This window comes from Amycolatopsis sp. NPDC047767, from assembly GCF_040704195.1.
Taxonomy (GTDB): Bacteria; Actinomycetota; Actinomycetes; order Mycobacteriales; family Pseudonocardiaceae; genus Amycolatopsis.
This window is the reverse complement of record NZ_JBEYSJ010000019.1, coordinates 26,421-49,400: the sequence shown is the minus strand read 5'-3', so window position 1 is coordinate 49,400 and position 22,980 is coordinate 26,421. Positions and strand designations below refer to the sequence as shown.

The following is a 22,980-nucleotide window of genomic DNA, read 5'->3' as shown; positions in this document are numbered from 1 at the left end:
GCAGGCTCAGAGCATCGCGGTGATGTTCGGCCGGATACCGAGCAGCGCCTTCCCGTAGATCTCGTGGTTCACCGCCGGCTGTGCCATCGCGTGGGTCAGTGCGAAGTTCGCGTCGCGCCAGATGCGCTGCAACGGATGCGCGTCGGCGAACCCTCCTGTGCCGTGCGCCGCCACGAGGATCCCGATCGCGTCGACGACGCTCTGCACCGCCAGCCCGATGTCCCCGTGCACTCGCCCCCGCGCCAGTTCGGTCATCGGTTCCCCACTCGCGAGGGCCGCGTCGACGTCACCCGCGGCTCGCGCCGAATGCAGGTGCGCGGTGTCGATTTTCAACGCCGCCTCGGCGAACCGCACCTGGAACACCGCCGAATCGGCTTGGCGCGCATACACGGTTCCGGTCACACCTTTTGCCGACGCGGCCTCGCGCACCAGGCGCAGCGCGGCCCGGCCGAGTCCCAGCTGCGGCGCCGCGAGCACCACGGTCAGGTACGGCGCGAAGACTGAAACACGTTCCAGAAGGGCGGCCGTACGCACAACGCGGTGCTCGGGCACGAAGAGCTCGTCCGCGACCACCGTGTCACTGCCCGTGCCGCGCATGCCGGCGACGGCCCACGTGCGCTCGACGGCGTAGTCACCCGCCGGCACGAGCGCCATCGCGGGTTCGCCGTTGTCCCCCACCGGGATCCCCAGCAGCGCCCAGCCCGCGTGCGTGATCCCCGACGCGTACGGCCAGCGCCCGCCGACGCGGTACCCGCCGGGCACCCGCTCGGCCCGGGCCGTCGGCGCGAGCGCGCCGGCGATCTTCGCCTGTGCGTCCGCGCCGAACACGTCGTCCTGCGCCGGCTCCGGGAAGAGACTCACCACCCACGCGCACGCGTTCACGAGCGTGAGCACCCACGACGTCGCGCCGTCGGCCTCGCCCGCCTCCGCGCCGACGTCCAGCAGTGTCCGCAGGCTCGCCTCGTGGCCGCCGAAGCGCCGCGGCGTGCCGAGCCGGAACAGGCCGGCGTCGTCGAGGGCGCGCACGGCCTTGTCGGTGAGCCTGCGGTCGGTCTCCCCCTGCGCGGCCTCGGCGGTGAGCAGGGGCCGCAGCTCCCGCGCCCGCGCGACAAGATCGTTCACGGCTCCAGTGTGCCCGCGCGGCTCACTTCCCGGCCACCGCGCGCTCCAGCAGCGGCGTGATCCGGTAGGGCACCATCTCGCGCATCACTAGCGCGTTGTGCGTGCGCTCCACGCCGGGGATCTCGAGCATCTGCCCGGCGATGCGGTAGAGGTCGTCGGCCTCGCGGGCCACGACGTGCACCAGCAGGTCGGACTGCCCGGTCAGCCCGCGCACCTGCAGCACCTCCGGCACCGCGGCCAGCGCGCGGCCGACCTCGTCGAGCAGCCGCTGCGTGACCTGCACGGTCACGAACGCCGTGAGCGGGTAGCCCAGCGCGGCGGGGTCGATCCGGTGCTCGACCGAGCGCAGCGAGTCGCCCTGTTCCAGCCGCGCGAGGCGGCTCTGCACGGTGTTGCGCGAGAGGCCGAGCTCGTCGGCCAGCGCGACCGCGGTGGCACGCGGGTTGCGGTTGAGCGCGAGCAGGATCCGGGCGTCGGTGGCGTCGAGCCGCTGGCCACTGGGCATGGTGCGCAGTCCTCTCGGCGCCTGAAGGCGCGATTCTGGGCGTTCTGCTCACTGAACAGACCATCGGTTGTGCAGCATACCCAGCTCTGTTGGACTGAAGACCGCGTTACGCCCAAGAAGATCGCAGAGAGGTCGTTGTCGTCGTGAGCAGTCCAGCCGCCGAGCGCACACCGGGAACCGCAGCGGACACAGAAGTCCTGCGCGAGGTGCAGAACCGCGTGCTCTGGCTTTCGACCGCGATCATCGACCACGCCAACCGCGTGCGCCCGAACCCGACCGGCCTCAAGGTCGGCGGCCACCAGGCCTCCAGCGCGTCGATGGTCTCGATCATGACCGCATTGTGGTTCGCGCGGCTGCGCGCCGAGGACCGCGTGTCGGTGAAGCCGCACGCCTCCCCCGTGCTCCACGCGATCAACTACCTGCTCGACGGCCTCGACGAGAAGTACCTGACGTCGCTGCGCGAGTTCGGCGGACTGCAGAGCTACCCGTCGCGCTCGAAGGACCCCGACCAGGTCGACTACTCCACGGGCTCGGTCGGCATCGGCGCCACCGCGCCGATCTGGGGCGCGCTGGCGCGGCGCTACGTCGAGTCGACCACCGGCGGCGCGGGCACCGGCCGCCAGTACTCGCTCGTCGGCGACGCGGAGCTCGACGAAGGCGCGGTCTGGGAGTCCATTCTCGACCCGAACGTGCAGGAGCTCGGCGAGGTCGTGTGGATCGTCGACCTCAACCGCCAGTCGCTCGACCGCGTGGTGCCCAACATCGGCGCCACGCGCCTGCAGGGCATGTTCGACGAGGCGGGCTGGCAGGTGCTCACCGTCAAGTACGGCCGGCTGCTTCAGGAGCTGTTCGAGCGCCCGGGCGGCGAGGCCCTGCGCCGGCGGATCGACGACATGCCCAACCCCGAGTACCAGCGCCTGCTGCGCTGCACGCCGGCCCAGCTGCGCGAGCGCCTGGCGTCGGCGGAGCTGGCACCGCTGCTGGACTCGCTCGACGACGAGACGCTGCACGCCGCGATCCGCAACCTCGGCGGCCACGACCTGTCCGCGCTGCTCGACTCGTTCGACGCCATCGACGACCGCCGTCCCACGGTGATCTTCGCCTACACCGTCAAGGGCTTCGGCCTCGCGAGCGAGGGCCACCCGCAGAACCACTCGTCGCTGCTCACGGCCGAGCAGCTCGGGCAGCTGGCCGAGCGCGTCGGCACGTCGGTCGACGACCCGTGGCACAAGTTCCCCGAAGGCTCGGCCGCGGCCCGTCTGTGCGCCGAGACCGCGGCGCGGCTGCACCGCGAACCCGTGGTGGCCCACGAGGTTCCGGCCATTCCCGCCGACATCGGCCGCACGCCCTCGGGTCGCACGACCACGCAGGCGGCGCTCGGGCGCGCGCTGCTCGACCTGACCCGGGAAGCGCCCGAAGCCGCGAAGCTCGTCGTGACGCTGTGCCCCGACGTCTCGTCGAGCACCAACCTCGGCGGGTGGGTCAACAAGGTCGGTGTGTGGTCGCCGCAGGAACGCGTCGACTGGTTCGCCGACGACCCCGAGACGATCCTGCACTGGCGCGAACGGCCCACCGGGCAGCACCTGGAGCTGGGCATCGCCGAGGTGAACCTGGTGAGCGCGCTGGGCGAGCTGGGCACCACGTGGTCGCGCTGGGGCCGGCCGCTGCTGCCCATCGGCGTGCTCTACGACCCCTTCGTGGAACGCGCGCTGGAGCCGTGGTCGTTCGGCATCTACGGCGGCGGGCAGTCGATCCTCGTCGGCACGCCCTCGGGCGTCACGCTGGCGCCGGAGGGCGGCGCGCACCAGTCGGTGACCACACCGTCGGTCGGGCTCGAGCAGCCGGGCTGCATCACCTACGAACCGGCGTTCGCGATCGACGTCGAGTGGACGCTGCTGGCTTCGCTGGGCCGCCTCGGCCGGCCCGACGGCACGTCGGCGTACCTGCGGCTCTCGACCCGGCCCGTGGAGCAGAACCTCGCCGCGGTGCCCACGGACCTCGCCGCGCGCGAACGCCGGCGCCGCCAGGTCGTGGCCGGCGCCTACCCGATCCGCACGGCCGCGGTCGCCCGCCCGGACGTGACGATCGTGGCGATGGGCGCGATGGTCACCGAAGCGCTGGCCGCCGCCGACCGCCTCGACGCGCTGGGCAAGCACGCCGACGTCGTGTGCGTGACGAGCGCGGGCCTGCTGTTCCGCGCGCTGCAGGCGCGCTCGGGCCAGGACACCGCCGACACGTGGATCCTCGACTCCGCGCTGCCGTCCGAGCGCTCGGCGCCGATGGTGACGGTGCTCGACGGGCACCCGCACACGCTCGCGTTCCTGGCCGGCGTGCACCGCGTGCGGGCCGCGCACCTGGGCGTGACCCGGTTCGGGCAGTCGGGCGACCTGGAGAGCGTCTACCGCCACCACGGCATCGACACCGACAGCATCATCCGCGCCGCGCTGGACGTCGCGGACTGACGCGCCGGTCGCCCGCGGTGGGCTCCGAAACGGCTAGAGGCCGCCGCGGGCGATGAGCTGGCGCACGATCACGTCCTGCTGGATCTCGTTGGTACCCTCGCCGACGATCATCAGCGGGGCGTCGCGGAAGTAGCGCTCCACGTCGAACTCGGTGGAGTAGCCATACGCGCCGTGCACGCGGATGGCGTCGAGTGCCACCTCCATCGCGGCCTCGGAGCAGAACAGCTTCGCCATACCGGCCTCGAGGTCGGAGCGCGCGCCGGAGTCGTACTGCCGTGCGGCGTGCAGGATGAGCTGGCGCGCGGCCGTCAGCTTCGTCGCCATGCCGGCCAGGTGGTTGCCCACCGCCTGGTGCTTCCAGATCGGCTTGCCGAACGACTCGCGTTCCTGCGCGTAGCGGAACGCGTCGTCGAACGCGGCCCGGCCCACGCCGAGCGCGCGCGAGGCGACCTGGATCCGGCCGATCTCCAGGCCGCGCATCATCTGCGCGAAGCCGCGGCCCTCTTCCCCGCCCAGCAACGCCGACGTGGGCACGTGACAGTCCGAAAAGGACAGTTCACACGTCTCCACGCCCTTGTAGCCGAGCTTGCCCAGGTCGCGCGAGACCTCGAAGCCGGGCACCTTCTCCATCAGCAGCACGCTGATGCCGCGGTGCTTGGGTTCGGCGTCGGGATCCGTCTTGCACAGCAACGCCACCAGCCCCGCGCGGCGCGCGTTGGTGATCCACGTCTTCGTGCCGTCGACCACGTACCCGTCGTCGACCCGGCGGGCCCGCGTGCGCATCGCCTGCAGGTCGGAGCCGCCGCCCGGTTCGGTGAGCGCCATCGCGGCCCGCAGCTCGCCGGTCGCCATGCGCGGCAGGAACTTCTGCTTCTGCTCTTCCGTGCCGTACATGAGCAGCAGCTTCGCGACGACGGTGTGCCCGCCCATCGCACCCGCCAGGCTCATCCAGCCGCGCGCCAGTTCCGCGGTGACGAGCGCGTAGCACGGCGTGGACACCTTGACCTCGCCGTAGGGCTCCGGGATGGCCAGGCCGAAGACGCCGAGCTCCTTCATGCGCTCGATCAGCGCCTCGGGGTAGGTGTCCGAGTGCTCCAGATCGCGCGCGACGGGGCGCACGTCGCGGTCGACGAACTCGGCCACGGTGTCCACAATGGCCTGTTCCTCGGTGTCGAGCTCTCCCATCAGACCTCCGCGATCCGGATCAGCGACCGAGCGCCCTGGCCCGCGCGCATGCGGTCGAACGCCTCGGGCACCTCGTCGAGGGAAATCCGGTGCGTCACCAGGCTTTCCAGGTTCAGCTCGCCGGAGCGCACCTCTTCGGCGAGCACCGGGATGTCGCGGTCCGGGTCGGACGCGCCGTAGACGGTGCTGGTGAGCGTGCGCGCGAAGTGGAAGATCTCCAGCGGGTTGAAGACCACCTCCTGGTCACGCCGCCCGACCCCGACCACCGTGCAGTGGCCGCCGCGGCGCACCGAGCTCCACGCCGTGCGGATCGTCGCGGCCGCGCCCACGCACTCGAAGGCGTGGTCGGCGCCGCGGCCCTCGGTGAGGCCGCGCACCTGCTTGGCGAGCTTTTCCTCGCTCAGCAGGAAGTGCGTCGCCCCGGCTGCGCGGGCGAGCTCTTCCTTCTCCGGCGAGACGTCCACGGCGATGATCGGCGACGCGCCGGCCAGCTTCGCGCCCAGCACCGCGCAGAGCCCGATGCCGCCGAGGCCGACCACGAGCACCGACTGTCCACTGCGGACCTTCGCGGTGTTGCGCACGGCGCCGACGCCCGTGAGCACGGCGCAGCCCATCAGCGCCGCCAGGTCGAGCGGCACGCCGTCGGGCAGCGGCACCACGGACTTGCCGGGCAGCACCGTCTCCTCGGCGAACCCACCGACGCCGAGCACGACGTTGAGCGGCTCGCCGTCCACCTCGCCGCGGGGCAAGGTCGTGATGCCTTCGATCGTGGAGCACAGCCACGGTTCTCCGGCCTGGCAGAACCAGCACTCACGGCACGCCGCGGCCCAGTTGAGCACGACCCGGTCGCCGGGCTTGACGTGCGTGACCTCCGCGCCGGCCTCGGCGACGATGCCCGAAGCCTCGTGGCCGGGTACGAACGGGTACTGGGGTTTCAGCGTGCCGTCGACCATCGACAGGTCGGAGTGGCAGACGCCGGCGGCGGCGATCCGCACCCGCACGTCGGCCGGGCCGACAGGCGGCAGCACGATGTCGCGGACCTCGGGCACGGCACCCGGCTCGCGCACGACCACGGCTTTGACCACGGTGTCTTCTCCTTCGTCGCGCTCGAGTGGCTCAGAGCTGGATGGACTTGATCTCGGTGAACTCGTCGAGCGCCGGGCGGCCCATCTCGCGGCCCACGCCCGAGGACTTGTAGCCGCCGAAGGGCGCCAGCGGGTTGTAGGCGCCGCCGTTCACGTCGATCTGGCCCGTGCGCACGCGGCGCGCGAACGCCAGCGCGCGGTCCTGGTCGCCCGACCAGACGGCTCCGTGCAGGCCGTACTTCGAGTTGTTGGCGATCCGCAGCGCGTCTTCCTCGTCGTCGAACGGGATGATCGACAGCACCGGGCCGAAGATCTCCTCCTGCGCGATCGTCGAGTCCGGGTCCACACCCGCGAACACGGTCGGGCGCACGAAGTAGCCGGTGTCGAGCCCCTCGGGGGTTTCGGCGCCGCCGGTCACCAGCGTCGCGCCTTCGGAGACGCCCTTGGCGATGAACTCCCGCACGCGTTCGCGCTGGGCCGCCGACACCAGCGGGCCGAGTTTCGTCTTCGCGTCCAGCGGGTCGCCGGGCGTGAAGCCCTCGGCGAACTTCTTCGCCAGCGCAACGGCTTCCTCGTGCTTCTCGCGCGGCACGAGCATGCGCGTCCACGCGGTGCAGGTCTGGCCGGCGTTGAGGAAAGCGTTGGAGACGCCCACCTTCACGGCGGTGGCGAGGTCGGCGTCGTCGAGGATCACGTTGGCGGACTTGCCACCCAGCTCCAGGGTCACGCGCTTGACCGAGCGCGCGGCGACCTCGGCCACGCGCGTGCCGGCGCGCACGGACCCGGTGAACGACACGACGTCGACCTCCGGGTGCGTCGCGAGCGCCTCGCCGACCACCGGGCCGTACCCGGTGACCAGGTTGACCACACCGGCGGGGAAACCGGCCTCGTGGATCGCGTCGAACAGCTGGTAGGCGCTCAGCGGCGCGACCTCGCTGGGCTTGACCACCACGGTGCAGCCGGCGGCCAGCGCGGGCGCGATCTTGCACGTGATCTGGTGCAGCGGGTAGTTCCACGGCGTGATCGCCGCGACGACCCCGGCGGCCTCGCGCACGATCAGCGAGTTGCCGACCTTCTCCTCCGGCGCGTCTTCGCCCAGCAGGTCCACATACGTCTGCACGTCGGTCTGCGGCAGCGCGGCCTGGATGCGCGTGGCGATGCGCAGCGGCGTGCCGACGTCGCGCGCGATCGTCTCGCCGATCTCCTCGGCGCGCTTGGCGAGTCCTTCGTGCAGCTTGCGCAGCAGCTCCGCGCGTTCGGCGCGGGTGGTGGCCGACCAGGCCGGGAAGGCCTCGCGCGCGGCCCGCACCGCGCGGTCGACGTCGTCGGCCGAGCCTTCCGGGATCTGCGCCTGCACCTGTTCGGTGGCCGGGTTCTCGACGGCGATCGTGGCGGCGCCCGCCGCCGGGACCCACTCGCCGCCGATGTACAGCACGTTGCGCTCTTGCACCGAGTCTCCTTCGACCGGGAACCGCCTTCGCGGCGGATTCTATAGAAAACTCGCGCGCACTGCCCAGTGCGGATTCGTCACTCGCCCGCGAGCACGCCCTGCGCCGCGAGGAAGTCGACGAGCAGATCGCCGGCGAGGCGGATGTGCGCGCTCATCGCGGTGCGCGCCGGCGCGGTCGCCCCTTCGCGCAGCGCGGCGAGGATCGGTTCGTGGCCGTCGCGCGCGGCGAGCGGCCAGCCGGGGATGTCGGCATAGGCGGTGAACGGCACGTACCGCAGCGTCAGCGACAACATCCAGGTGAGCTTCGGCGCGGCCGCTGCGTGGTTCACGCGGCGGTGCAGCTCGAAGTCGGCGCGTTCGGTGGCGTCGAGATCCCCGGCGGACACGGCGCGTTCCAGCTCGTCCTGCAGGTCGGCCAGACCGGCGAGATCCGCGGCGGTGAGCCGCCCCGCGGCGCGGGCCGCGAGCTCGCCGGAGAGGTAGGCCTGTGTGTCGTAGAGGTCGGTCACGTCCTGGCGGGTCACCGGAACCACGCTGAAGCCGCGGCCGGGCCGGAAGTCGACCATGCCCTCGCCGGTCAGCGACATCAGTGCCTCGCGCACCGGAGTCGCGCTCACGCCGAGCTGTTCGGCGAGGTGCTCGGTGCGCAGCCGTTCGCCGCCGCGCACGGCGCCGCTCATGATGAGGTCGCGGACCTGCTTGGCCACCCGCGGGCTCAGCCGCTCCCCCGGCTGCCGCGTCTGTCCGGCTTCTGCCACGAAACGACCACCCTGCGGGGCTCCGGCGACGATTCACGCCATCGTAGCGCCGGACGATCCGCCGTGCGGCCGCTACCGCGCGGGCGCCGCCCGGCCTAGCGTTCGCCGCATGGAATCCCGCTTGGAAAACCTCGACGCGGCCGGGCAGCGGATCGCCTACCGCACCAGCCCAGGTTCCGGCCCCGCCGTGGTGTTCGTGCACGGCAACTCCTCGTCCTCGGCGGCGTGGGCTCACGTGCTCGACGGCCCCTTCGGGCGGCGGTTCCGCGTGCTCGCGCTCGACCTGCCGGGCCACGGCGAGTCCGCGCGCGCGAAAGACCCGGCCACCTACTCGATCCCCGGTTATGCACGGGTGGTCGCGGACTTCGCCGCGGCGGCGGGCGCCGGCGACGCCGTGCTCGTCGGCTGGAGCCTCGGCGGGCACATCGCGCTCTCGGCCTCGACGCGGCTGCCCGGCGTGCGCGGGATCGTCGTGCACGGCACGCCGCCGGTCTCCTCGCCGGCGGACCTCGCCACGGCGTTCCTGCCGAACCCGGCCGTGGCCACGGGGTTCACCGGCGAAGTGTCCCGAGAGGACGCGGCGGAGTACGCCCGCGCCCAGCTCGCGCTCGGCTCGCCGCTGCCGCTCGACGCGGCGGTCGCGCACATCCTCGCCACCGACCCCGAGGCGCGCGCGGGGCTCGGCCGCAGCCTGCAGAGTGCCGAGAACGCCGACGAGCGCGCGATCGTCGCCGGCGCCCGCGTGCCGGTGGCGATCCTGCACGGCGCGCTCGAGCAGCTGGTGAACCTCGAGTACCTGCGCACCGTCACCTCGCCACGGCTGTGGCGCGGTGAAGTCCAGGTGCTGCCCGGCGCCGGCCACACCCCGCAGGACGAAACTCCCGACGCGTACGAGGCGGTGCTCACCGCGTTCCTCGACGATCTCGCGTGATCCGGATCACCCGGAGAACCTCCGCCGCCACCGCGAGCGTCTTGCCCGGATGAGTCCCACGCCGTGGGGCCGTGCGGCAGGTGTCCGAAGTGGACACCCGAGGAGGGAGAACACCGTGGGGAACCGGAAAGCGGTGCTGGTGGCGGCCGTGGCGGTGACGCTGGCGGCGGCGGGCACGATCGGGATCACCACCGCGTCGGCGAGCGGCGACCAGCCGCCGGAGGGCGCGCGGGCCACCGTGCACGTGAGCCCGAACCCGGCCACCGCGCGGGGCCAGGAAGTGTCGATCACCGGCGACTGCGGGAGCGGCACCGGGCTGAAGTCCGTGCTGGGCGGGCTGCCGGACCACCCGGCGCTCGTCGACATCCGCGTCGTCGACCCGAACCCGGCGCACTACGGGGCCATGGCCCGGGTGTCGGACGGGATCGGTTCGGGCGTCGGGCCGGTCCTGGTCGACTGCGGGGGCGAAGCGGGCGTGACCCTGCTGGTCACGCGCTTCTGAGCCGAGCACGGGGATCCCGCCGCCGGGATCCCCCGGACCGGCGCCGCCGTTCGGCACCACTGTGAGGTTGCTGTGCATCCGGGCACTCAGCGTGCTTTGCGCCCGAAAGCGTGCTGACCTGGACGAGTGGTGATCAACGTTTCGCGGGCGACGCTGGCGGTGGCGGCCGCCGCGGTGCTGGTGCTGACGGGCGGCGCGGCAATGTCCACGTCGGTCGCGGACTCCGACGGGCTGCTCGGCGGCGACCCGGTCGCGAGCGCGGCCGTGCCCTCGTCACCCGCACCGGCACCCACGACCGCGGCCACCGACGCGGTCGGCGCGTTGTTCTCCGGGGGCAAGCACTTCTGCTCCGCCAGCGTGGTGCACAGCCCGGCCGGCGACCTCGTGCTCACCGCCGCGCACTGCCTCGGCGGCGGCACCGAGGGCCTCACGTTCGAGCCCGGCTACCACGACGGCGTCGCCCCGTACGGCAGCTGGACGGTGACCGCCGCGGCCGTGCCGGCGGGCTGGACCGCCTCGGCCGACCAGGACCTCGACTTCGCGTTCCTCACCGTCACCCGGCCCGGCACCGCCGCGTCGCTGGAAAGCCTGACCGGGGCGAACCGGCTGGGGGTGGACCGGGGCTTCACGAACCCGATCACGCTCACCGGCTACCCGGACACGGCCGACGCCCCGGTCGTCTGCGCCAACACCACGACCCAGTCCGACACCTACCAGCAGCGCGTGGAGTGCCCCGGCTTCCCCGACGGCACCAGCGGCGGCCCGTGGGTCACGGCGGCCGACCCGGCGACCGGGCTCGGCACGGTGGTCGGCGTGATCGGCGGCTACGAGCAGGGCGGCGACACCCCGGACGTGTCCTACAGCGCCTACTTCGACGGCGACATCCAGCGGCTCTACGACTCCGTCACGGCTGGTTCCGGCAGGTAACAACCAGCACAGTCTCTTGTAGGGACGGACTTCCGCCAGCTAGGTTGCTTTTGCCAACCGAGTCGACGGGAGCCCCGTTCATGTCCCCAGCCCCGGTCCGTCCCGGCGCGGTCCTCCTCGTGGTCTCGGCCGCGACCTTCCTCGCGAGCCTCGACCTGTTCATCGTCACGGTCGCGTTCCCGGCGATCCGCACGGCCTTCACCGGCGCCGATCTCGCGACGACGTCGTGGGTGCTCAACGGCTACACCGTGCTCTTCGCCGCCTTCCTCGCCCCGGCGGGCCGGCTGGCCGACCGCTACGGCCGCCGTCGGCTGTTCCTGCTGGGCGTCGCGGTGTTCACACTGGCCTCCGCCGCGTGCGCGGCGGCGACGTCGATCGAGCTGCTGGTGGCGTTCCGCGCGCTGCAGGCGGTGGGTGCGGCGCTGGTGATGCCGACCGCACTGGCGCTGCTGCTCACGGCGTTCCCGCCGCACCGGCGGTCGATGGCGGTCGGGGTGTGGGCGTCGATCGGCGCGGTGGCGGCGGCGCTCGGCCCGCCCGTCGGTGGTCTGCTGGTGGAAGCGTCGTGGCGCTGGGTGTTCCTGGTGAACCTGCCGATCTGCCTGCTCACGCTCGGGTTCGGGCCGCGGGTGCTGCGCGAGACGCGCGACGGCACCACCGGCGTGCCCGACCTCCTCGGCGCGCTCGGCCTGCTCGTGGGTGTCGGGGCGCTCGCATACGCGCTGGTCGAGGCGCCCGACCGCGGCTGGGGTTCGCCGACGGTGCTCATCGCATTCGCCGTCGCCACGGTGGCGCTCGCGTGGGTCCCGTGGCGCTCGGCGCGCCACGCCGTGCCGGTGCTCGACCTGCCGGCGCTGCGCGTGCCGACGCTGTGGCTGGCGTGCCTCGCGGTCGCCGTGTTCTCGGCGGGCTTCGGCGCGATGCTGTTCGGCAACGTGCTGTTCCTGACCTCGCAGTGGCACGACTCGATCCTCGTGGCGGGCCTCTCGCTGGCGCCCGGCCCGCTCGTGGTCGTGCCGATGTCTCAGCTCGCCGGTCGGCTCGCGCACCGCACCGGCCCCGGGCCGGTGATCGCGGCCGGCGGCCTGGCCCTCGCGCTAGGCGTGACGGTGTGGCTGCTGCGGATGGGGCCCGAGCCGGCGTACCTGTCAGCGATGCTGCCGGGGCAGCTGCTCACGGGCGTCGGCGTGGGCCTCACCATGCCGAGCGTCTCCGGCATCGTCGCCACCGTCCTGCCCGCCGCCCGCTGGGGCGCGGGATCGTCGATGATCAACACCAGCCGTCAGATCGGCACGGTGCTCGGCACGGCCGTGCTCGTCGCGATCTACGCCGGCGCGCAGGACCTCGCGGCCTTCCGCCGCGGCTGGCTGCTCATCGTCGGCACCGGCCTCGCCACGTCGTTGGCCGGCGTCGCGATCGCCACCCGGCGGCGCACGGACCACGTGCCCGAGAGCGCGCCGGAACCCACGCTCGCCACGCGAACTTGACCTGGAGCGCGCTCAAGCTCCTCACCGCCCCGCTCGACCTCGCAGCTCCGGCCGCGGCATCGACCTGTTCATCGGCGGCGCGGGCGTGCTGGCCCACCGGCTGGAACGCGTCGGCCCCGGCGGGGAACGGCAGTTCGCGAATCGCGGGAGGCGGACTAGTACCGCTGTGCGTACCAGGTCGGCGGCTCGCCGAACATGCTCTTGAAGTCGCGGATGAAGTGGCCCTGGTCGGCGTAGCCGAGGTCCGCCGCCAGCGCGGCCCAGTCGATCGCCCCGTCCGCAGCCATGCGCGCGGTCACCTCGTGCAGGCGGTAGCGGCGGATCACCCACTTGGGCCCGATGCCGACGTACTCCGCGAACAGCCGTTGCAGCCCCCGCACGCTCAGCCCCAGCTCGTCGGCGAGGCGTTCGACCCTCGTCACGGCCGTGTCCTCGGCGATCAGCTCGACCGCGGCCACCGCCTGGCGCACCCGGGGGTCGTCGTCCGGCAGGTGTTTCAGCAGGAACGCGTCCACGGTCGGCACGTCGAGCGTCGTGGGCAGGTCGGGGCCGAAAACCTCGGCCGCCGGGACGACGCGGTCGGTGATCGTCGAAACGGAGGCGCCGAGGAACGAGCGGAAGCAGCCCGGCCGGAACGCGACGCCGAAGACGTGGTCGCGGCCCCCGAGGACCTTGATCCGGTAGCCGCTGCACACGCCGTTGACGTCCGCGCGGCCGCCGCCGAACGACAGGTGCACGTTCGGGTAAGGCACGATCTTCTGCCGGTAGGGCTCGGCGTAGTCCCAGCGCGCCTCCCAGTACCGCTCCACCCAGGGCGCGAGCGCCGGCGACGGGTCGTGGAACGCGTGGCTCTGATACCTGGTCCACGCACTCCGCAGCTCACGAACATCCCGCCCCACCCGGCAGAGTGTACGTCGCCTTTGTCCAATACCCCCCGGCCCGCACCGCCTAGCGTCGCCCCCATGTCACACGTATCCGACGCGGCCGGGGCCATGGCCGCCCTCGCCGGCACCATCACCGACGACCAGCTCGCCAACAAGACTCCGTGCACGGAGTACGACGTGCGGGCGCTGGTCAACCACCTCCTGTTCTGGGGTCCGTCGCTCGCCGGCGCCGGCCGCAAGGAGTCCGTTCCGCAGCCGGCGGCGGCCGAGTCCGATGTGGACCTGACGGCCGGCGACTGGCGCGGTCGCCTGCTCGCCCTGCTGGACGACCTCACGTCGTCGTGGGCGCCGCCGAGCGCCTGGCAGGGCGAGACGACCATGGGCACACCGCACACGCTGCCCGCGCCCGTCATGGGCGACATGATCGTCGGCGAGCTGGCCGTGCACGGCTGGGACCTGGCCGCCGCGACCGGGCAGCGGCTGGACCTGCCCGCCGACCTGCTGGCGCACCTGCACGACACGGTGCTCGCCGGCGTGGAGCAGGGGCGGGCGATGGGCATGTACGGACCGGAGGTCGAGGTACCAGCCGACGCACCCACCTTGGACCGCATCCTCGGCCTGACCGGCCGCGATCCCGCCTGGACGTAGTCTCCCGGCCGGTGAGGTGACCGCAGCCGGCCCGGCGTGGACGCCCGAGAAGACCCGCGCGATGGGCGGACGACGTAGAATTGTGTTGTGCCACAACGCGAATACAGCACTGCGGACATCAAGCTGATCGAGTTCGACGAGTCTGTTCGCCACTGGCCGGGGATGTACTTCGGTGTCACTCTCGACGACCCGAAGCTGCCGACCGACGTCCTCATTGGCGTCATCGGCCACGCCGTCCATCCCGCAACGCATCTGGCTGACCCGCGCAGCCCTGTGGTCCGAGTCGAGATTCTCGGTGACCTCACCTTCTCGATCACCGACGACCAGCTCTGCCCGGCCGAGCGCTGCCGCGTGCCGGAACGCGGTTACTTCGAATCGCTGCTGGGCCCGGACCGATGGACACTCGCGGCCGCCGCAGTCGTGAGCCGACGGACGGTCGTCGAAGTGTGGCGGGCCGGGAGTGGCCTGAGCCAGGAGCTCTCCGGCCTGCGCCCGGTCGGATCGCCCGAGTCATTCACCGCATCCCACGGGCGGGGCACCACCGTGACGATCGAATTGGATCCCGACTGCCTTGGCGCGAACGCGGCGATCACCACCGATATTGACACGCTTGCCCTGTATCACCAGGACGACTGCGGGACCGCCGCGCCGCACCAGGTCACCATCAACGACCGCCGTGGCGGGCGCTGACTCGGGAGAGGCGGGGCGTGGTCGGTGAACAGCTCGACGAGCTGCCGAAGACCGCGGCCGCCGAGCAGGCCGAGCGCCGCAGTGGCGCGGCTGTGGCGGCGTTCCGCGGAGCTGGTCGACGGGCTCGCGGGCTGAAAGTCCGAAGTGGACGCTCAGCGCGAACTCGGTGGCGCAGCCGGCACCTGATGCAGCGTCAGGTTCGGCCCGACGGCCGGGTCGGCCGTCCACGCGCCCGACTCGGCCGTCCAGGTCTGGCCGGCGAAGGTGACCTTGTCGACGCCCACCGTGGCGGCGCGGGCGACCAGCCAGGTGCTGATCGCCCAGCCCTGTGCGGCCGGGTGGGCGCCGCTGAGGCGGGCCGTGCCCAGTTCGGCGTCGGCGGTCTTCACGAGGTCGGCGGTGGCCGGGCCGACGGTGATGTTGCGGCAGGTCAGCGCGGCCGGGATCTGGCCGGTCAACGCGCTCGCCGCAGCGCGCGCGACGGGTTCCCACTGGGCGTAGGCGTCGGGTGCGGCGGAGCGCTGCACCGCCTGCGCCGCCTCGGTGATGGGCATCGACTCCCAGCCCGAGAGCTTGGCGAGCTTCGTGTAGAACGCCGTGGCCGCGTAGACCGGGTCCTGCAGCTGCGCCGGCGTGCCCCAGCCCTGGCTCGGCCGTTGCTGGAACAGGCCGACCGAGTCGCGGTCACCGCCGCTGAGGTTGCGCAGCTTCGACTCCTGCAACGCCGTGGCCAGCGCGACCGTGACGGCGTGCGACGGCAGCCCCTCCTTCGAGGCGACCGCGGCGATCGTCGCCGCGTTGCTCATCTGGTCGGGCTGCAGCGTGTACTGCGTCGCGTCCTGCTGACCCGGCTCCTTCGGCAACGTGACCGTGCACCCGGGTGTCGAGACGTCGCTGCCCCGCGACAGCACCACCACCACGACGACCACGGCCACGAGGACCACGACGACCGCAGCGATCGCCGCTTTGACCCCGCACCCGCGCACCCGTCCTCCCCCACCCTTCTCACAAGACCTGTTCGGACAATTCTGCCCGGACGACCGGTAGGGCCCGTGTGTGGGTGAAGGAGGACGGGCCGGGATCACTTGCCGTCGGCGGCGCCCAGGAAGATCGGGTTGGACATGGCGACCATCGCGTTCGGCGTGGTGGTGTTCGGGCCGCCCGACGGACGCCGCACCTCCACGCGCACCCACCGGCTGTAGCGCGGGTAGGTGGTCCACGTCACGGTGGCGGTACCGCCGGCGGGCACCGTCTCGACGTGCTCGGGGCCGAGCTGGTCGAGGAACGTGACGGTGGTGCCCGGCGCACCGGTCACCGTCGCGCTCACCGTGACCGCGGTGCCGGTGCCGGCCGTGAGCCGCTCGCCGATGCCCGCGCTGCGCCCGCCGCCGGACACGCCGAACTCGAGGTTCACGTCCTTCGACTCGGCCAGCCACGACTGGCCCGCCTTGAGGCCGGCCAGCAGGTCGGCGCGGCGGAGGCTGTTGGCCTTCACCACGGTGTGCGGCAGGGCCACGACCTGGTCCGGGTTGTGCGCGTCGGAGTCGCCGATCGCCGGGATCCAGCGGCCGCCGCGCAGCAGGCCGTCCCAGTGCGTGACGCTGGCCTCGTCGTCCTGGGTCCACGGGCCGTTCCAGACCTCGACGAGGTCGGCGATCTCGTAGGCGAACTCGTACGTGCAGCCGAAGCAGTTCGCGAACGGGTGCGCGGCGGTGACCAGGCCGCCCGCGCGATGCACCTGGTCGGTGAAGTGCCGGAAGTCCGCGGCGTCGGACGCGCGGTAGCGCCAGTCGATCCAGGTACCGGCGGGCAGGCCGATCGCGGGCCAGTGCCCCGAGCGCGTGGTGACCTCTTCGCCGTTGAGGATCAGCAGGTCGTCGGTGGCGTAGTCGCCCCAGATCAGCTGCGAGCTCTTGGTGTTGTGATCGGTGGAGACGATGAAGTCCAGCCCGGCCGCGCGGGAGTCGGCGACGAGCTGGTCCGGCGTGCGCTTGCCGTCGGAGTGCACGGTGTGCAGGTGGCAGTCGCCGCGGTACCAGGACTTGCCGCGCTGGCGGGCCGGCGCCGTCTCCGGCGCGGGGTTCGGTTTGAACGGCTTGTCGTCCGCGCCGAACGTCAGAGTGATGTCCACCCGGTAGTTCATGCCCTGCGGCGCCACCGTGTACGGGCCGAGGATCACGTGCCAGCGGCCCTGCTTGATCGGACCGGCGACGTACCCGGGGGTGGCCTCGGAAGCGCTGATCGAGAAGCGGTCGCGGAACCCGCCGGACCAGCCGCGGAAGCCGCGGGCGTTGCCGAGGTCGTGGCCCTCGGGGCCGAACATGCCGATGTCACAGGCGTTTCCGCGCACGCCGGCGGGCACGGACGGCCGGTCGTAGGAGTACACGACATCGATCTGCTTGACCCCGCGGGGCACGTCGACGGGCAGGTAGTACCAGTCCGGCACGTCGGGCTTGAACGTGCCCGTGACCGTCTTGGTCTGCTGCGCCGTGCCCGGCGCGGGAGCCGCGAACGCGACGCCGGGCAGCATGCCCATCGCCGCTCCGGCCGCCACGACACCACTCACGCGCAACAAGTTACGCCGGCTGAGATCCCCAGTGGACATGCGTTCCTCCGCATAGGTCGAAGACGGCCCGACGCTAGGCGAGGGCGAGCGCCGCCATCAACGACGCGCGGGTGAACACTCGGCGACCCGGGCTACTCACCTGTTCCCGCGGGGAAAACCCCGGCCAGCCAAGTGGTCCAGGCCACTTCGCTCTCCGCCGGGCCGTCGAAGACGTGCGCCGCGACGGCGACCGGCCAGCCCCACGCGTCGCGGCCGTAGACGCGGTAGAGCGCGCCGGGAGTGCGGATGCCGAGGAAGCGGTCGGTGCGGTAGTCGACGACGCCTTCGATCGGCGCCGGTCCCGCGGCCACGACCCGGTCGCCGACGGCCGCGTCGCCCACGCCGAGCGCGTCGCACACCGCCGTGAACCCGCCGTCGGCCGAGGACTCCGGCGCTCCGGCCGACACGTACGTCGCGTCGCGGCCCGCGAAGTGGCGGACGTACTCGGTGAGCGAGTGGTAGTAGAACTTCGTGTGGTGCAGGCACGAGTCGAGCTGCACGTCGTGGTCCTCGCCGAGGACCGAACGGTGCCGGTAGCGCAGCAGCGTGCCGGCTTCTCGCGGCTCGAGGTCGTAGTCGAGCTGGTTGAACCACCCGTCGGCCGAGTCCGCGCGCGTCACGAACCGCCGCGCCGGGTCCCACTCGACGACGGTGCCGCCGGTCGGCGTCAGGCCACGCTCGGCACCGCCGCGGCGCGGCTCGTACGCGATCTCCCACAGCCAGCCGCCGGTGCGCGCGGTGAACGCGTCCCACACCTGCTCCGGCGTCCCCGCCAGCACGCCTTCCCACCGGACGTCGATCTCCGTGCCCATGTCGGCTCCTCCGCTCCGAGGGACGCCAGGTGCGCCCCGTCACGGATGCGTCGAAGGAGGCGGGCGCGCTTCGACAAATCGGCGCGGAAGAATTTCAGGCGGGTTTGCGTGGCCCCCGGTACGGCAGCGTCTGGCTGTAGACGACGTTCGTCGTCGTGCTGCCGAACCGCGCCAGCTCCCCCATGAGCTGCTCGAGGTGCGCCATGGACGTGGCGGCGACCTTGAGCGTGTAGCAGTCGTCGCCGGTGGTGCGCAGGCATTCGAGCAGCTCGGCGCGTTCGGCCAGCAGCCGGTGCAGCGCCTCGTGGCGGTTGCCGGGGAACTTCAGCCGCACCACGGCCAGCACGCCGAACCCGACCTTGGTCAGGTCGACCTCGGCGCGGTAGCCGGTGATCACGCCGAGCGCCTCGAGCCGGCGCACGCGCTCGGTGGCCGCCGACGCGCTGAGGCTCACGCGCTTGCCCAGCTCGGTGAGCGCGAGCCGGCCGTCCTGCTGCAGCTCGGTGAGGATCGCCCAGTCGGTGTCGTCGAGAGTCTCGGCCATTCCCGCAATCTACCGGCAGATCCACGGCCATCGGGCCGATATCCCGGACGGAATCCCTTCACCGGCCCGGGTCCGCGTCGATAGCGTTGGCGGCGTGCGACTCGGTGTGAACATCCCGAACTTCGGCCCCGGCGCCGACCCCGGTGTGCTGCGCGCGTGGGCGCAGACGAGCGAGGGGCTCGGCTACGACCTGCTGATGGTGTCCGACCACGTCGCCATCACCCCCGACGTGGCGGCGCAGTACCCCGCGCCGTTCTACGAGCCGTTCACCACGCTGTCGTGGCTGGCGGGCGCGACGACGGACGTGCGGCTGGGCACCACCGTGCTGATCCTCCCCTACCGGCATCCGCTGCTCACGGCGCGCATGGCCGCGAACCTCGCCGACCTCAGCGGCGGCCGGTTCGTGCTCGGCGTGGGCGTCGGCTGGGCGCGAGAGGAGTACGCGGCGCTCGGCGTGCCGTTCGAACGCCGCGGCGCGCTGACCGACGCGCACCTGGCGACCATCCGCAGCGCGTGGGCCGACGAGGACGACTACCGCGCGGGCCGGGTCCCGCTGTGGATCGGCGGCGGCAGCGACGCGGCGCTGCGCCGTTCGGTGCGCTTCGGCGACGCGTGGCATCCGCTGCGCTTCCGGTTGCCCTGGGTGCGCGACGCGCTCGGCCGGCTGCGGGACCACGCCGCCGCCGAGGGCAAACCCGTGCCCGGCTTCGCGCCGCGGATCGTCCTGCGGCTCACCGACGCGCCACCCGCCGACCGGCTCGCGGGCGAGGGCACGCTGGAGCAGATCGTGGGCGATCTGGAGGAACTTCGGCGCCTCGGCGCCGAAGACGTGGTGTTCGACCCGTTCTCGGGCGACCCTGAAGAGACCCGGCGGCCCTCGGCGGCCTGGCAGGCACTCGCGGCCGTCGCGGACGCCTGGAAGCAGCACTCCCTCGAAAGGGGACCACGATGACCGAGGCCCTGCTCCGCCGTGCGATCGAGCTCGCCGCCACGGCGCGGGCCAGCGGGAACCCGCCGTTCGGCTCGCTGCTCGCCAGCGCCGAGGGGAAGGTGCTCGTCGAGGAGTGGAACACGTCGCTCACCGACCAGGACGTCACGGCGCACCCCGAGCTGAAGCTCGCGCGCTGGGCCGCGCGCGAGCTCAGCCCCGAGACGGCCGCGCTGACGACGATGTACACGAGCTGCCAGCCGTGCGGGATGTGCACCGGCGCCATCGAACGATCGGGACTCGGCCGCGTGGTCTTCGCGTTGTCCACGCAGCAGCTGGCCACCCTCAAACCACCGGCACCCGGCGCGAGTTTCGAACTGCAGGGTCCCGCTTTGTTCGACGAAGCCCGCGTGCCCGTGGCCGGTTATTACCACTGAATTGCAATTGCACGACGAACCGGCGAATATCAGCCGCGAGTGGTGATCAATTCTCTTTCTTCGGCTCCCCGGCCGACTTCCCGGCGCACGGGAACACAGGCCAGGAGCAGGGAAACAGCCACGACGCCCAGGAGCACGTGGCCGGCGAGGGCGCACAATCCGCACAATGCGGTCCATAGGACGATCTTCATTCACCGAGTGTAGGGCCCGGTCCACAATGCAGCGGAAAACTTGGGAAAGACTTAGGGTTCCCATTCGGGTACACCCGAGAACGTAGGTGAGCCTCAATTCCTCGCCACGGCGCGGATGCGGGAAGATCACCTCGTGCCCGCTCCCGGAACCAGTGCCCTCGTCGTCGAGCTCCCGGCCGCGGCCGGCCTGCTCGAAGCCGCCGTCGCGGTCAGTCCCGCGCTCGTGCGGCCCGGCCTGCCCCCGCACGTCACGGCGCTCTACCCGTTCCTGCCCGCCACCGAGCTCACGGACGAGGCCGACGCCGCCGTGATCGCGCTGGCCGCCGCCCACGAAGCGGTCGACGTCGCGCTGGCCGACCTCGTGGTCGCCCCCGGGTCCGTCGCCGCGCCGGCCCCGGCGCTGCAGCCGCTCGCCGACGCCGCGTGCGACCGCTGGCCCGGCGTCCGGCCGTACGGCGGCCGCTTCGGCCCGCACCCGCCGGCCCACGTCACGGTCGCGATGGGCGGCAGCGACGAGCAGAACTCCGAGGTGGCGCGGCGCGTGGAGCAGCTCCTGCCGCTGACGGCGCGAGCCGAGGCGCTGCACCTGGTCGTGCTCACCGAACAGGGCTGGCAGCTCCGGCTGACCGCTCCGCTCGCAACGCCCGCGCGATAGCCCGCAGCCGCGCGACGTCGGCCGCGAACGCGGTGTCGCCCTGCCGGTCGCCCTCGGGCACCAGCTCGTCCGCCACGGCGTCGCCACCGCCGGCCCGCAGCAGCTCGGCCGCCGCCTCGGGCGGAGCCGACGGCGGGATGCCGGCGAGCAGCAGCCCGTCGTTGACCTCGCTCAGCACCGTCAGCAGCCGCTCGCGCCCGGTCGCGCCCGCGCGACCCAGGCGCACGACATCGGGGAAGCGCCCGGCGAGGTGCTCGCGCAGCGGGCGCAGCTCGGCCCGCGTCCGCGCGTCGCGCACCGCGCGCCCGGCCGCGGGCAGCGCGGGCACGGTCAGGCCGACCACGATCAGCAGCACCGAGATCGCCGGGAAACCCACGGCCAGCGCGCAGTCGACCGTCGAGAACGCGCCGCGGCAGACCACGGCGACCGGGTGCTCGGCGCTCACGTCGGCGACGAGGTCCACGATCTTGCCCGCGAGGTAGGCCAGCGCGAACACGCACGCCACGAGCATCAGCCCGAGGCCGGCCCGCAGCGCGCCGGCGCCCGCGCGGACCGCGCCCGCCGACACGATCGCGATGTCCACCACCGCGAACCCGAGGTAGAGCGTGTAGACCACGACGTAGGCGACCAGCGTCGGATTGGTCCGGTACAGCTCGTCGAACAGGCCGATGCCCACCGGCAGGCCACGGGTCGAGAAGAACGAGACCACCAGCACGACCAGCGCGACCACGAGCGCGGCGAGCCGGCCGCGGCGCCGTTTCTCCGCCACACCACCGATCTCGGCGACGGTGACCTCGATGCCGTACGCCGCCACCATCGTCGCGAGGTTCGACAGCAGCCGCCCGAGGCTCGGGTAGATCCGGCTCTCGATCGCCTGCGCGCTGTCGGCCAGCAAGAACAACGCGAGACCGAGCGCGATCAGGCTCGTCGCCAGCCCGGTACCCGCGCCGGTGCGCCGCGCCCGCACGGCGCGCCAGGCGCCGACGGCCACGGCGACCAGCCCGACCCCGAAGAACAGCGCGTCGATCATCCGGCCGCTACCCGAGCAGCGACGCGAGCCGCCGCGCGCGATCGGCGGAGCGCCCGGACGCACCGGGCTTGAGCGGTTCGGCCTCGGCCGTCGCCGCGCTCATCAGCAGCACCGCGATGAGCTCGGCCTCGTACTCGTCGACGTCCGTGGTCACACGCGTGAGCAGGTGCGACAGCGTGTGGGCACTGAGGTCGGGTGCGAGCGCGGCGGCCTCCGCGTCGGACATCACGCAGGACCCGCGGTGCTCGCACAGCAGGTGCGCGAGCTCGTGGGCGATGATGTGGTCCTGGTGCAACGGTGACGTGCCGGCGGTGTAGGCGACGAGGTCGTAGTCCGCGCGCCGCTGCCAGGCGCCCGACGGCCGGCCCGGCTCGTACTCCACCGCCACCAGGTCGATGTCACGGCCGCGGTGCCGTTCCAGCCGGTCGACCCACGCGTTCATCGACCAGGGGCGCGGCGGCGGCACGTCGCGCAGCAGCTCGCGCACTCGGGTGCGGGCGAGCCCTCTCAGGCTCGGGTCGATGACCCCTCCCGGTGCGCTCGGCGGCTGGACCAGCCGGGTGCACCGCGGCGCCCCGGCGATGATCAGCATAGCTACTCGGGCTTGCGCCCGCGGCGGGTGCGCTCGCGCCCGGCGTCGTAGCTGTTCAGCTGGTCCACCAGCGCCGACACGGTGTCGCGGTCGCGTTCGGAGAGCCGCATCGCGCGCTGTGCGAGGTCGCGGGCGCCGGTGTCGCGCCAGGCGACGACGTCGGCGATCTGCCCGTCGACGCGCTCGGCCACGTCGTCGTCGAAGAAGTAGGTGACGGGCACGCCGAAGAAGCGCGCGAGCGCCTGGATGTGCGAGCGTTTCGGGTCGCGCCGCGCCCCGACCGCGAGCTGCTGCACGTGGGTGGCCGACATGCTCACCCCGGTGAGCTCGGCGACGCCCTGCGCGATCTCCCGGTAGGAGTAGGGCTTGCGGTCCGGCGGGTGCACCGTCGAGATCAAGTGCGCGAGCCGTTCGGCGAAGCTGGTGTCCTCGCCGGGACCGCTCGCCGCGTCCCCGGTGTCCGGCGTCCCGGTCATCAGTCCCCCAACCGTCCTCCGCTCGTGACGACGTGAAGCATAGCTGTCACGAAAACTTGACATCAACCGTCCCG

25 protein-coding genes are annotated in these 22,980 nt (G+C 72.6%); 10 read left to right on the top strand and 15 right to left on the bottom strand.

Annotated elements, in window-relative coordinates; translation table 11 throughout:
- Window positions 1-6 precede the first annotated feature (6 nt).
- Both AB0878_RS29945 and AB0878_RS29940 read right to left on the bottom strand, forming a co-directional pair.
- Window positions 7-1,122, bottom strand: coding sequence for an oxidoreductase (locus AB0878_RS29945; RefSeq protein WP_366583559.1), 1,116 nt, complete (start codon window positions 1,120-1,122; stop codon window positions 7-9).
- A gap of 22 nt (window positions 1,123-1,144) precedes the next feature.
- Complete coding sequence (locus AB0878_RS29940; protein WP_220241846.1) at window positions 1,145-1,627, bottom strand: Lrp/AsnC family transcriptional regulator; 483 nt, start codon at window positions 1,625-1,627, stop codon at window positions 1,145-1,147.
- A 143-nt stretch (window positions 1,628-1,770) separates the two neighbouring features.
- Here AB0878_RS29940 and AB0878_RS29935 point away from each other — a divergent pair, with 143 nt between their 5' ends.
- On the top strand, window positions 1,771-4,089 hold the full coding sequence (locus AB0878_RS29935; RefSeq protein WP_366583558.1) for a transketolase C-terminal domain-containing protein: 2,319 nt from the start codon (window positions 1,771-1,773) through the stop codon (window positions 4,087-4,089).
- Between the two features lie 33 nt (window positions 4,090-4,122).
- On the opposite strand, the gene AB0878_RS29930 is transcribed toward AB0878_RS29935, so the two are convergent.
- From AB0878_RS29930 to AB0878_RS29915, 4 genes are all read right to left on the bottom strand, one after another.
- Window positions 4,123-5,274: an acyl-CoA dehydrogenase family protein gene (locus AB0878_RS29930; RefSeq protein WP_366583557.1), complete on the bottom strand. Its 1,152-nt coding sequence runs from the start codon at window positions 5,272-5,274 to the stop codon at window positions 4,123-4,125.
- Complete coding sequence (locus AB0878_RS29925) at window positions 5,274-6,359, bottom strand: Zn-dependent alcohol dehydrogenase (protein ID WP_366583556.1); 1,086 nt, start codon at window positions 6,357-6,359, stop codon at window positions 5,274-5,276. The genes AB0878_RS29930 and AB0878_RS29925 overlap by 1 nt, the downstream gene beginning before the upstream one ends.
- A gap of 31 nt (window positions 6,360-6,390) precedes the next feature.
- Window positions 6,391-7,809: an aldehyde dehydrogenase family protein gene (locus AB0878_RS29920; protein WP_366583555.1), complete on the bottom strand. Its 1,419-nt coding sequence runs from the start codon at window positions 7,807-7,809 to the stop codon at window positions 6,391-6,393.
- A 77-nt stretch (window positions 7,810-7,886) separates the two neighbouring features.
- Window positions 7,887-8,567, bottom strand: coding sequence for a GntR family transcriptional regulator (locus AB0878_RS29915; protein ID WP_366583554.1), 681 nt, complete (start codon window positions 8,565-8,567; stop codon window positions 7,887-7,889).
- Between the two features lie 109 nt (window positions 8,568-8,676).
- On the opposite strand from AB0878_RS29915, the gene AB0878_RS29910 reads away from it, so the two are divergent.
- The 4 genes from AB0878_RS29910 (at window position 8,677) to AB0878_RS29895 (ending at window position 12,414) form a co-directional block, all read left to right on the top strand.
- Entirely contained in the window at window positions 8,677-9,498 is an 822-nt protein-coding gene (locus AB0878_RS29910) for an alpha/beta hydrolase (protein ID WP_366583553.1), read from the top strand.
- Between the two features lie 115 nt (window positions 9,499-9,613).
- Window positions 9,614-10,000, top strand: a complete 387-nt coding sequence (locus AB0878_RS29905) for a hypothetical protein (RefSeq protein WP_366583552.1) — start codon at window positions 9,614-9,616, stop codon at window positions 9,998-10,000.
- A 201-nt stretch (window positions 10,001-10,201) separates the two neighbouring features.
- Window positions 10,202-10,927, top strand: a complete 726-nt coding sequence (locus tag AB0878_RS29900; RefSeq protein ID WP_366583686.1) for a trypsin-like peptidase domain-containing protein — start codon at window positions 10,202-10,204, stop codon at window positions 10,925-10,927.
- Window positions 10,928-11,007: 80 nt separating this feature from the next.
- On the top strand, window positions 11,008-12,414 hold the full coding sequence (locus AB0878_RS29895; protein WP_366583551.1) for an MFS transporter: 1,407 nt from the start codon (window positions 11,008-11,010) through the stop codon (window positions 12,412-12,414).
- A 155-nt stretch (window positions 12,415-12,569) separates the two neighbouring features.
- On the opposite strand, the gene AB0878_RS29890 is transcribed toward AB0878_RS29895, so the two are convergent.
- Entirely contained in the window at window positions 12,570-13,313 is a 744-nt protein-coding gene (locus AB0878_RS29890; protein ID WP_366583550.1) for a helix-turn-helix domain-containing protein, read from the bottom strand.
- Window positions 13,314-13,376: 63 nt separating this feature from the next.
- On the opposite strand from AB0878_RS29890, the gene AB0878_RS29885 reads away from it, so the two are divergent.
- Complete coding sequence (locus AB0878_RS29885; protein WP_366583549.1) at window positions 13,377-13,946, top strand: TIGR03086 family metal-binding protein; 570 nt, start codon at window positions 13,377-13,379, stop codon at window positions 13,944-13,946.
- Window positions 13,947-14,033: 87 nt separating this feature from the next.
- The gene (locus tag AB0878_RS29880) at window positions 14,034-14,636 is read left to right on the top strand and encodes a hypothetical protein (protein WP_366583548.1); all 603 of its coding nucleotides are present in this window, start codon (window positions 14,034-14,036) and stop codon (window positions 14,634-14,636) included.
- 152 nt (window positions 14,637-14,788) lie between these two features.
- Here the strand turns inward: AB0878_RS29880 and AB0878_RS29875 are convergent, their stop codons facing one another.
- The 4 genes from AB0878_RS29875 to AB0878_RS29860 form a co-directional block, all read right to left on the bottom strand.
- Window positions 14,789-15,622 carry a hypothetical protein gene (locus AB0878_RS29875; RefSeq protein WP_366583547.1) on the bottom strand — a complete coding sequence of 278 codons (834 nt, stop codon included), beginning with the start codon at window positions 15,620-15,622 and terminating at the stop codon, window positions 14,789-14,791.
- Window positions 15,623-15,717: 95 nt separating this feature from the next.
- Entirely contained in the window at window positions 15,718-17,241 is a 1,524-nt protein-coding gene (locus AB0878_RS29870; protein WP_366583546.1) for a CehA/McbA family metallohydrolase, read from the bottom strand.
- 92 nt (window positions 17,242-17,333) lie between these two features.
- Window positions 17,334-18,053, bottom strand: a complete 720-nt coding sequence (locus AB0878_RS29865) for an SRPBCC domain-containing protein (protein ID WP_366583545.1) — start codon at window positions 18,051-18,053, stop codon at window positions 17,334-17,336.
- Window positions 18,054-18,147: 94 nt separating this feature from the next.
- A complete protein-coding gene (locus AB0878_RS29860; RefSeq protein WP_366583544.1) occupies window positions 18,148-18,597 on the bottom strand; it encodes an Lrp/AsnC family transcriptional regulator in 450 nt (149 codons plus the stop codon).
- Between the two features lie 94 nt (window positions 18,598-18,691).
- Between AB0878_RS29860 and AB0878_RS29855 the strand changes: the two genes are divergently transcribed.
- Together AB0878_RS29855 and AB0878_RS29850 are read left to right on the top strand one after the other, a co-directional pair.
- On the top strand, window positions 18,692-19,549 hold the full coding sequence (locus tag AB0878_RS29855; protein WP_366583543.1) for an LLM class flavin-dependent oxidoreductase: 858 nt from the start codon (window positions 18,692-18,694) through the stop codon (window positions 19,547-19,549).
- Window positions 19,546-19,962 (top strand): nucleoside deaminase, encoded by a 417-nt coding sequence (locus AB0878_RS29850; RefSeq protein ID WP_366583542.1) that lies wholly within the window; start codon window positions 19,546-19,548, stop codon window positions 19,960-19,962. Before AB0878_RS29855 ends, AB0878_RS29850 begins: the two co-directional genes overlap by 4 nt.
- 29 nt (window positions 19,963-19,991) lie before the next feature.
- On the opposite strand, the gene AB0878_RS29845 is transcribed toward AB0878_RS29850, so the two are convergent.
- Window positions 19,992-20,153 (bottom strand): hypothetical protein, encoded by a 162-nt coding sequence (locus AB0878_RS29845; protein WP_220241868.1) that lies wholly within the window; start codon window positions 20,151-20,153, stop codon window positions 19,992-19,994.
- A gap of 133 nt (window positions 20,154-20,286) precedes the next feature.
- On the opposite strand from AB0878_RS29845, the gene AB0878_RS29840 reads away from it, so the two are divergent.
- Window positions 20,287-20,808, top strand: a complete 522-nt coding sequence (locus AB0878_RS29840; protein WP_366583541.1) for a 2'-5' RNA ligase family protein — start codon at window positions 20,287-20,289, stop codon at window positions 20,806-20,808.
- Here the strand turns inward: AB0878_RS29840 and AB0878_RS29835 are convergent.
- Genes AB0878_RS29835 through AB0878_RS29825 form a run of 3 tightly spaced genes read right to left on the bottom strand, consistent with a single transcriptional unit; the run spans window position 20,750 to window position 22,906 of the window.
- The gene (locus AB0878_RS29835; RefSeq protein ID WP_366583540.1) at window positions 20,750-21,838 is read right to left on the bottom strand and encodes a hypothetical protein; all 1,089 of its coding nucleotides are present in this window, start codon (window positions 21,836-21,838) and stop codon (window positions 20,750-20,752) included. The genes AB0878_RS29840 and AB0878_RS29835 overlap by 59 nt on opposite strands.
- Before the next feature lie 7 nt (window positions 21,839-21,845).
- Complete coding sequence (locus AB0878_RS29830; RefSeq protein WP_366583539.1) at window positions 21,846-22,430, bottom strand: hypothetical protein; 585 nt, start codon at window positions 22,428-22,430, stop codon at window positions 21,846-21,848.
- A gap of 2 nt (window positions 22,431-22,432) precedes the next feature.
- A complete protein-coding gene (locus AB0878_RS29825; protein WP_366583538.1) occupies window positions 22,433-22,906 on the bottom strand; it encodes a helix-turn-helix transcriptional regulator in 474 nt (157 codons plus the stop codon).
- Window positions 22,907-22,980: the final 74 nt, after the last annotated feature.

Coding starts and splice junctions, on each gene's coding strand:
- AB0878_RS29835 (WP_366583540.1), bottom strand. CDS start 21,838: ATGATCGACGCGCTGTTCTTCGGGGTCGGGCTGGTCGCCGTGGCCGTC.
- AB0878_RS29865 (WP_366583545.1), bottom strand. CDS start 18,053: ATGGGCACGGAGATCGACGTCCGGTGGGAAGGCGTGCTGGCGGGGACG.
- AB0878_RS29830 (WP_366583539.1), bottom strand. CDS start 22,430: ATGCTGATCATCGCCGGGGCGCCGCGGTGCACCCGGCTGGTCCAGCCG.
- AB0878_RS29895 (WP_366583551.1), top strand. CDS start 11,008: ATGTCCCCAGCCCCGGTCCGTCCCGGCGCGGTCCTCCTCGTGGTCTCG.
- AB0878_RS29910 (WP_366583553.1), top strand. CDS start 8,677: ATGGAATCCCGCTTGGAAAACCTCGACGCGGCCGGGCAGCGGATCGCC.
- AB0878_RS29860 (WP_366583544.1), bottom strand. CDS start 18,597: ATGGCCGAGACTCTCGACGACACCGACTGGGCGATCCTCACCGAGCTG.
- AB0878_RS29850 (WP_366583542.1), top strand. CDS start 19,546: ATGACCGAGGCCCTGCTCCGCCGTGCGATCGAGCTCGCCGCCACGGCG.
- AB0878_RS29930 (WP_366583557.1), bottom strand. CDS start 5,274: ATGGGAGAGCTCGACACCGAGGAACAGGCCATTGTGGACACCGTGGCC.
- AB0878_RS29885 (WP_366583549.1), top strand. CDS start 13,377: ATGTCACACGTATCCGACGCGGCCGGGGCCATGGCCGCCCTCGCCGGC.
- AB0878_RS29870 (WP_366583546.1), bottom strand. CDS start 17,241: ATGTCCACTGGGGATCTCAGCCGGCGTAACTTGTTGCGCGTGAGTGGT.
- AB0878_RS29940 (WP_220241846.1), bottom strand. CDS start 1,627: ATGCCCAGTGGCCAGCGGCTCGACGCCACCGACGCCCGGATCCTGCTC.
- AB0878_RS29900 (WP_366583686.1), top strand. CDS start 10,202: ATGTCCACGTCGGTCGCGGACTCCGACGGGCTGCTCGGCGGCGACCCG.
- AB0878_RS29845 (WP_220241868.1), bottom strand. CDS start 20,153: ATGAAGATCGTCCTATGGACCGCATTGTGCGGATTGTGCGCCCTCGCC.
- AB0878_RS29825 (WP_366583538.1), bottom strand. CDS start 22,906: ATGACCGGGACGCCGGACACCGGGGACGCGGCGAGCGGTCCCGGCGAG.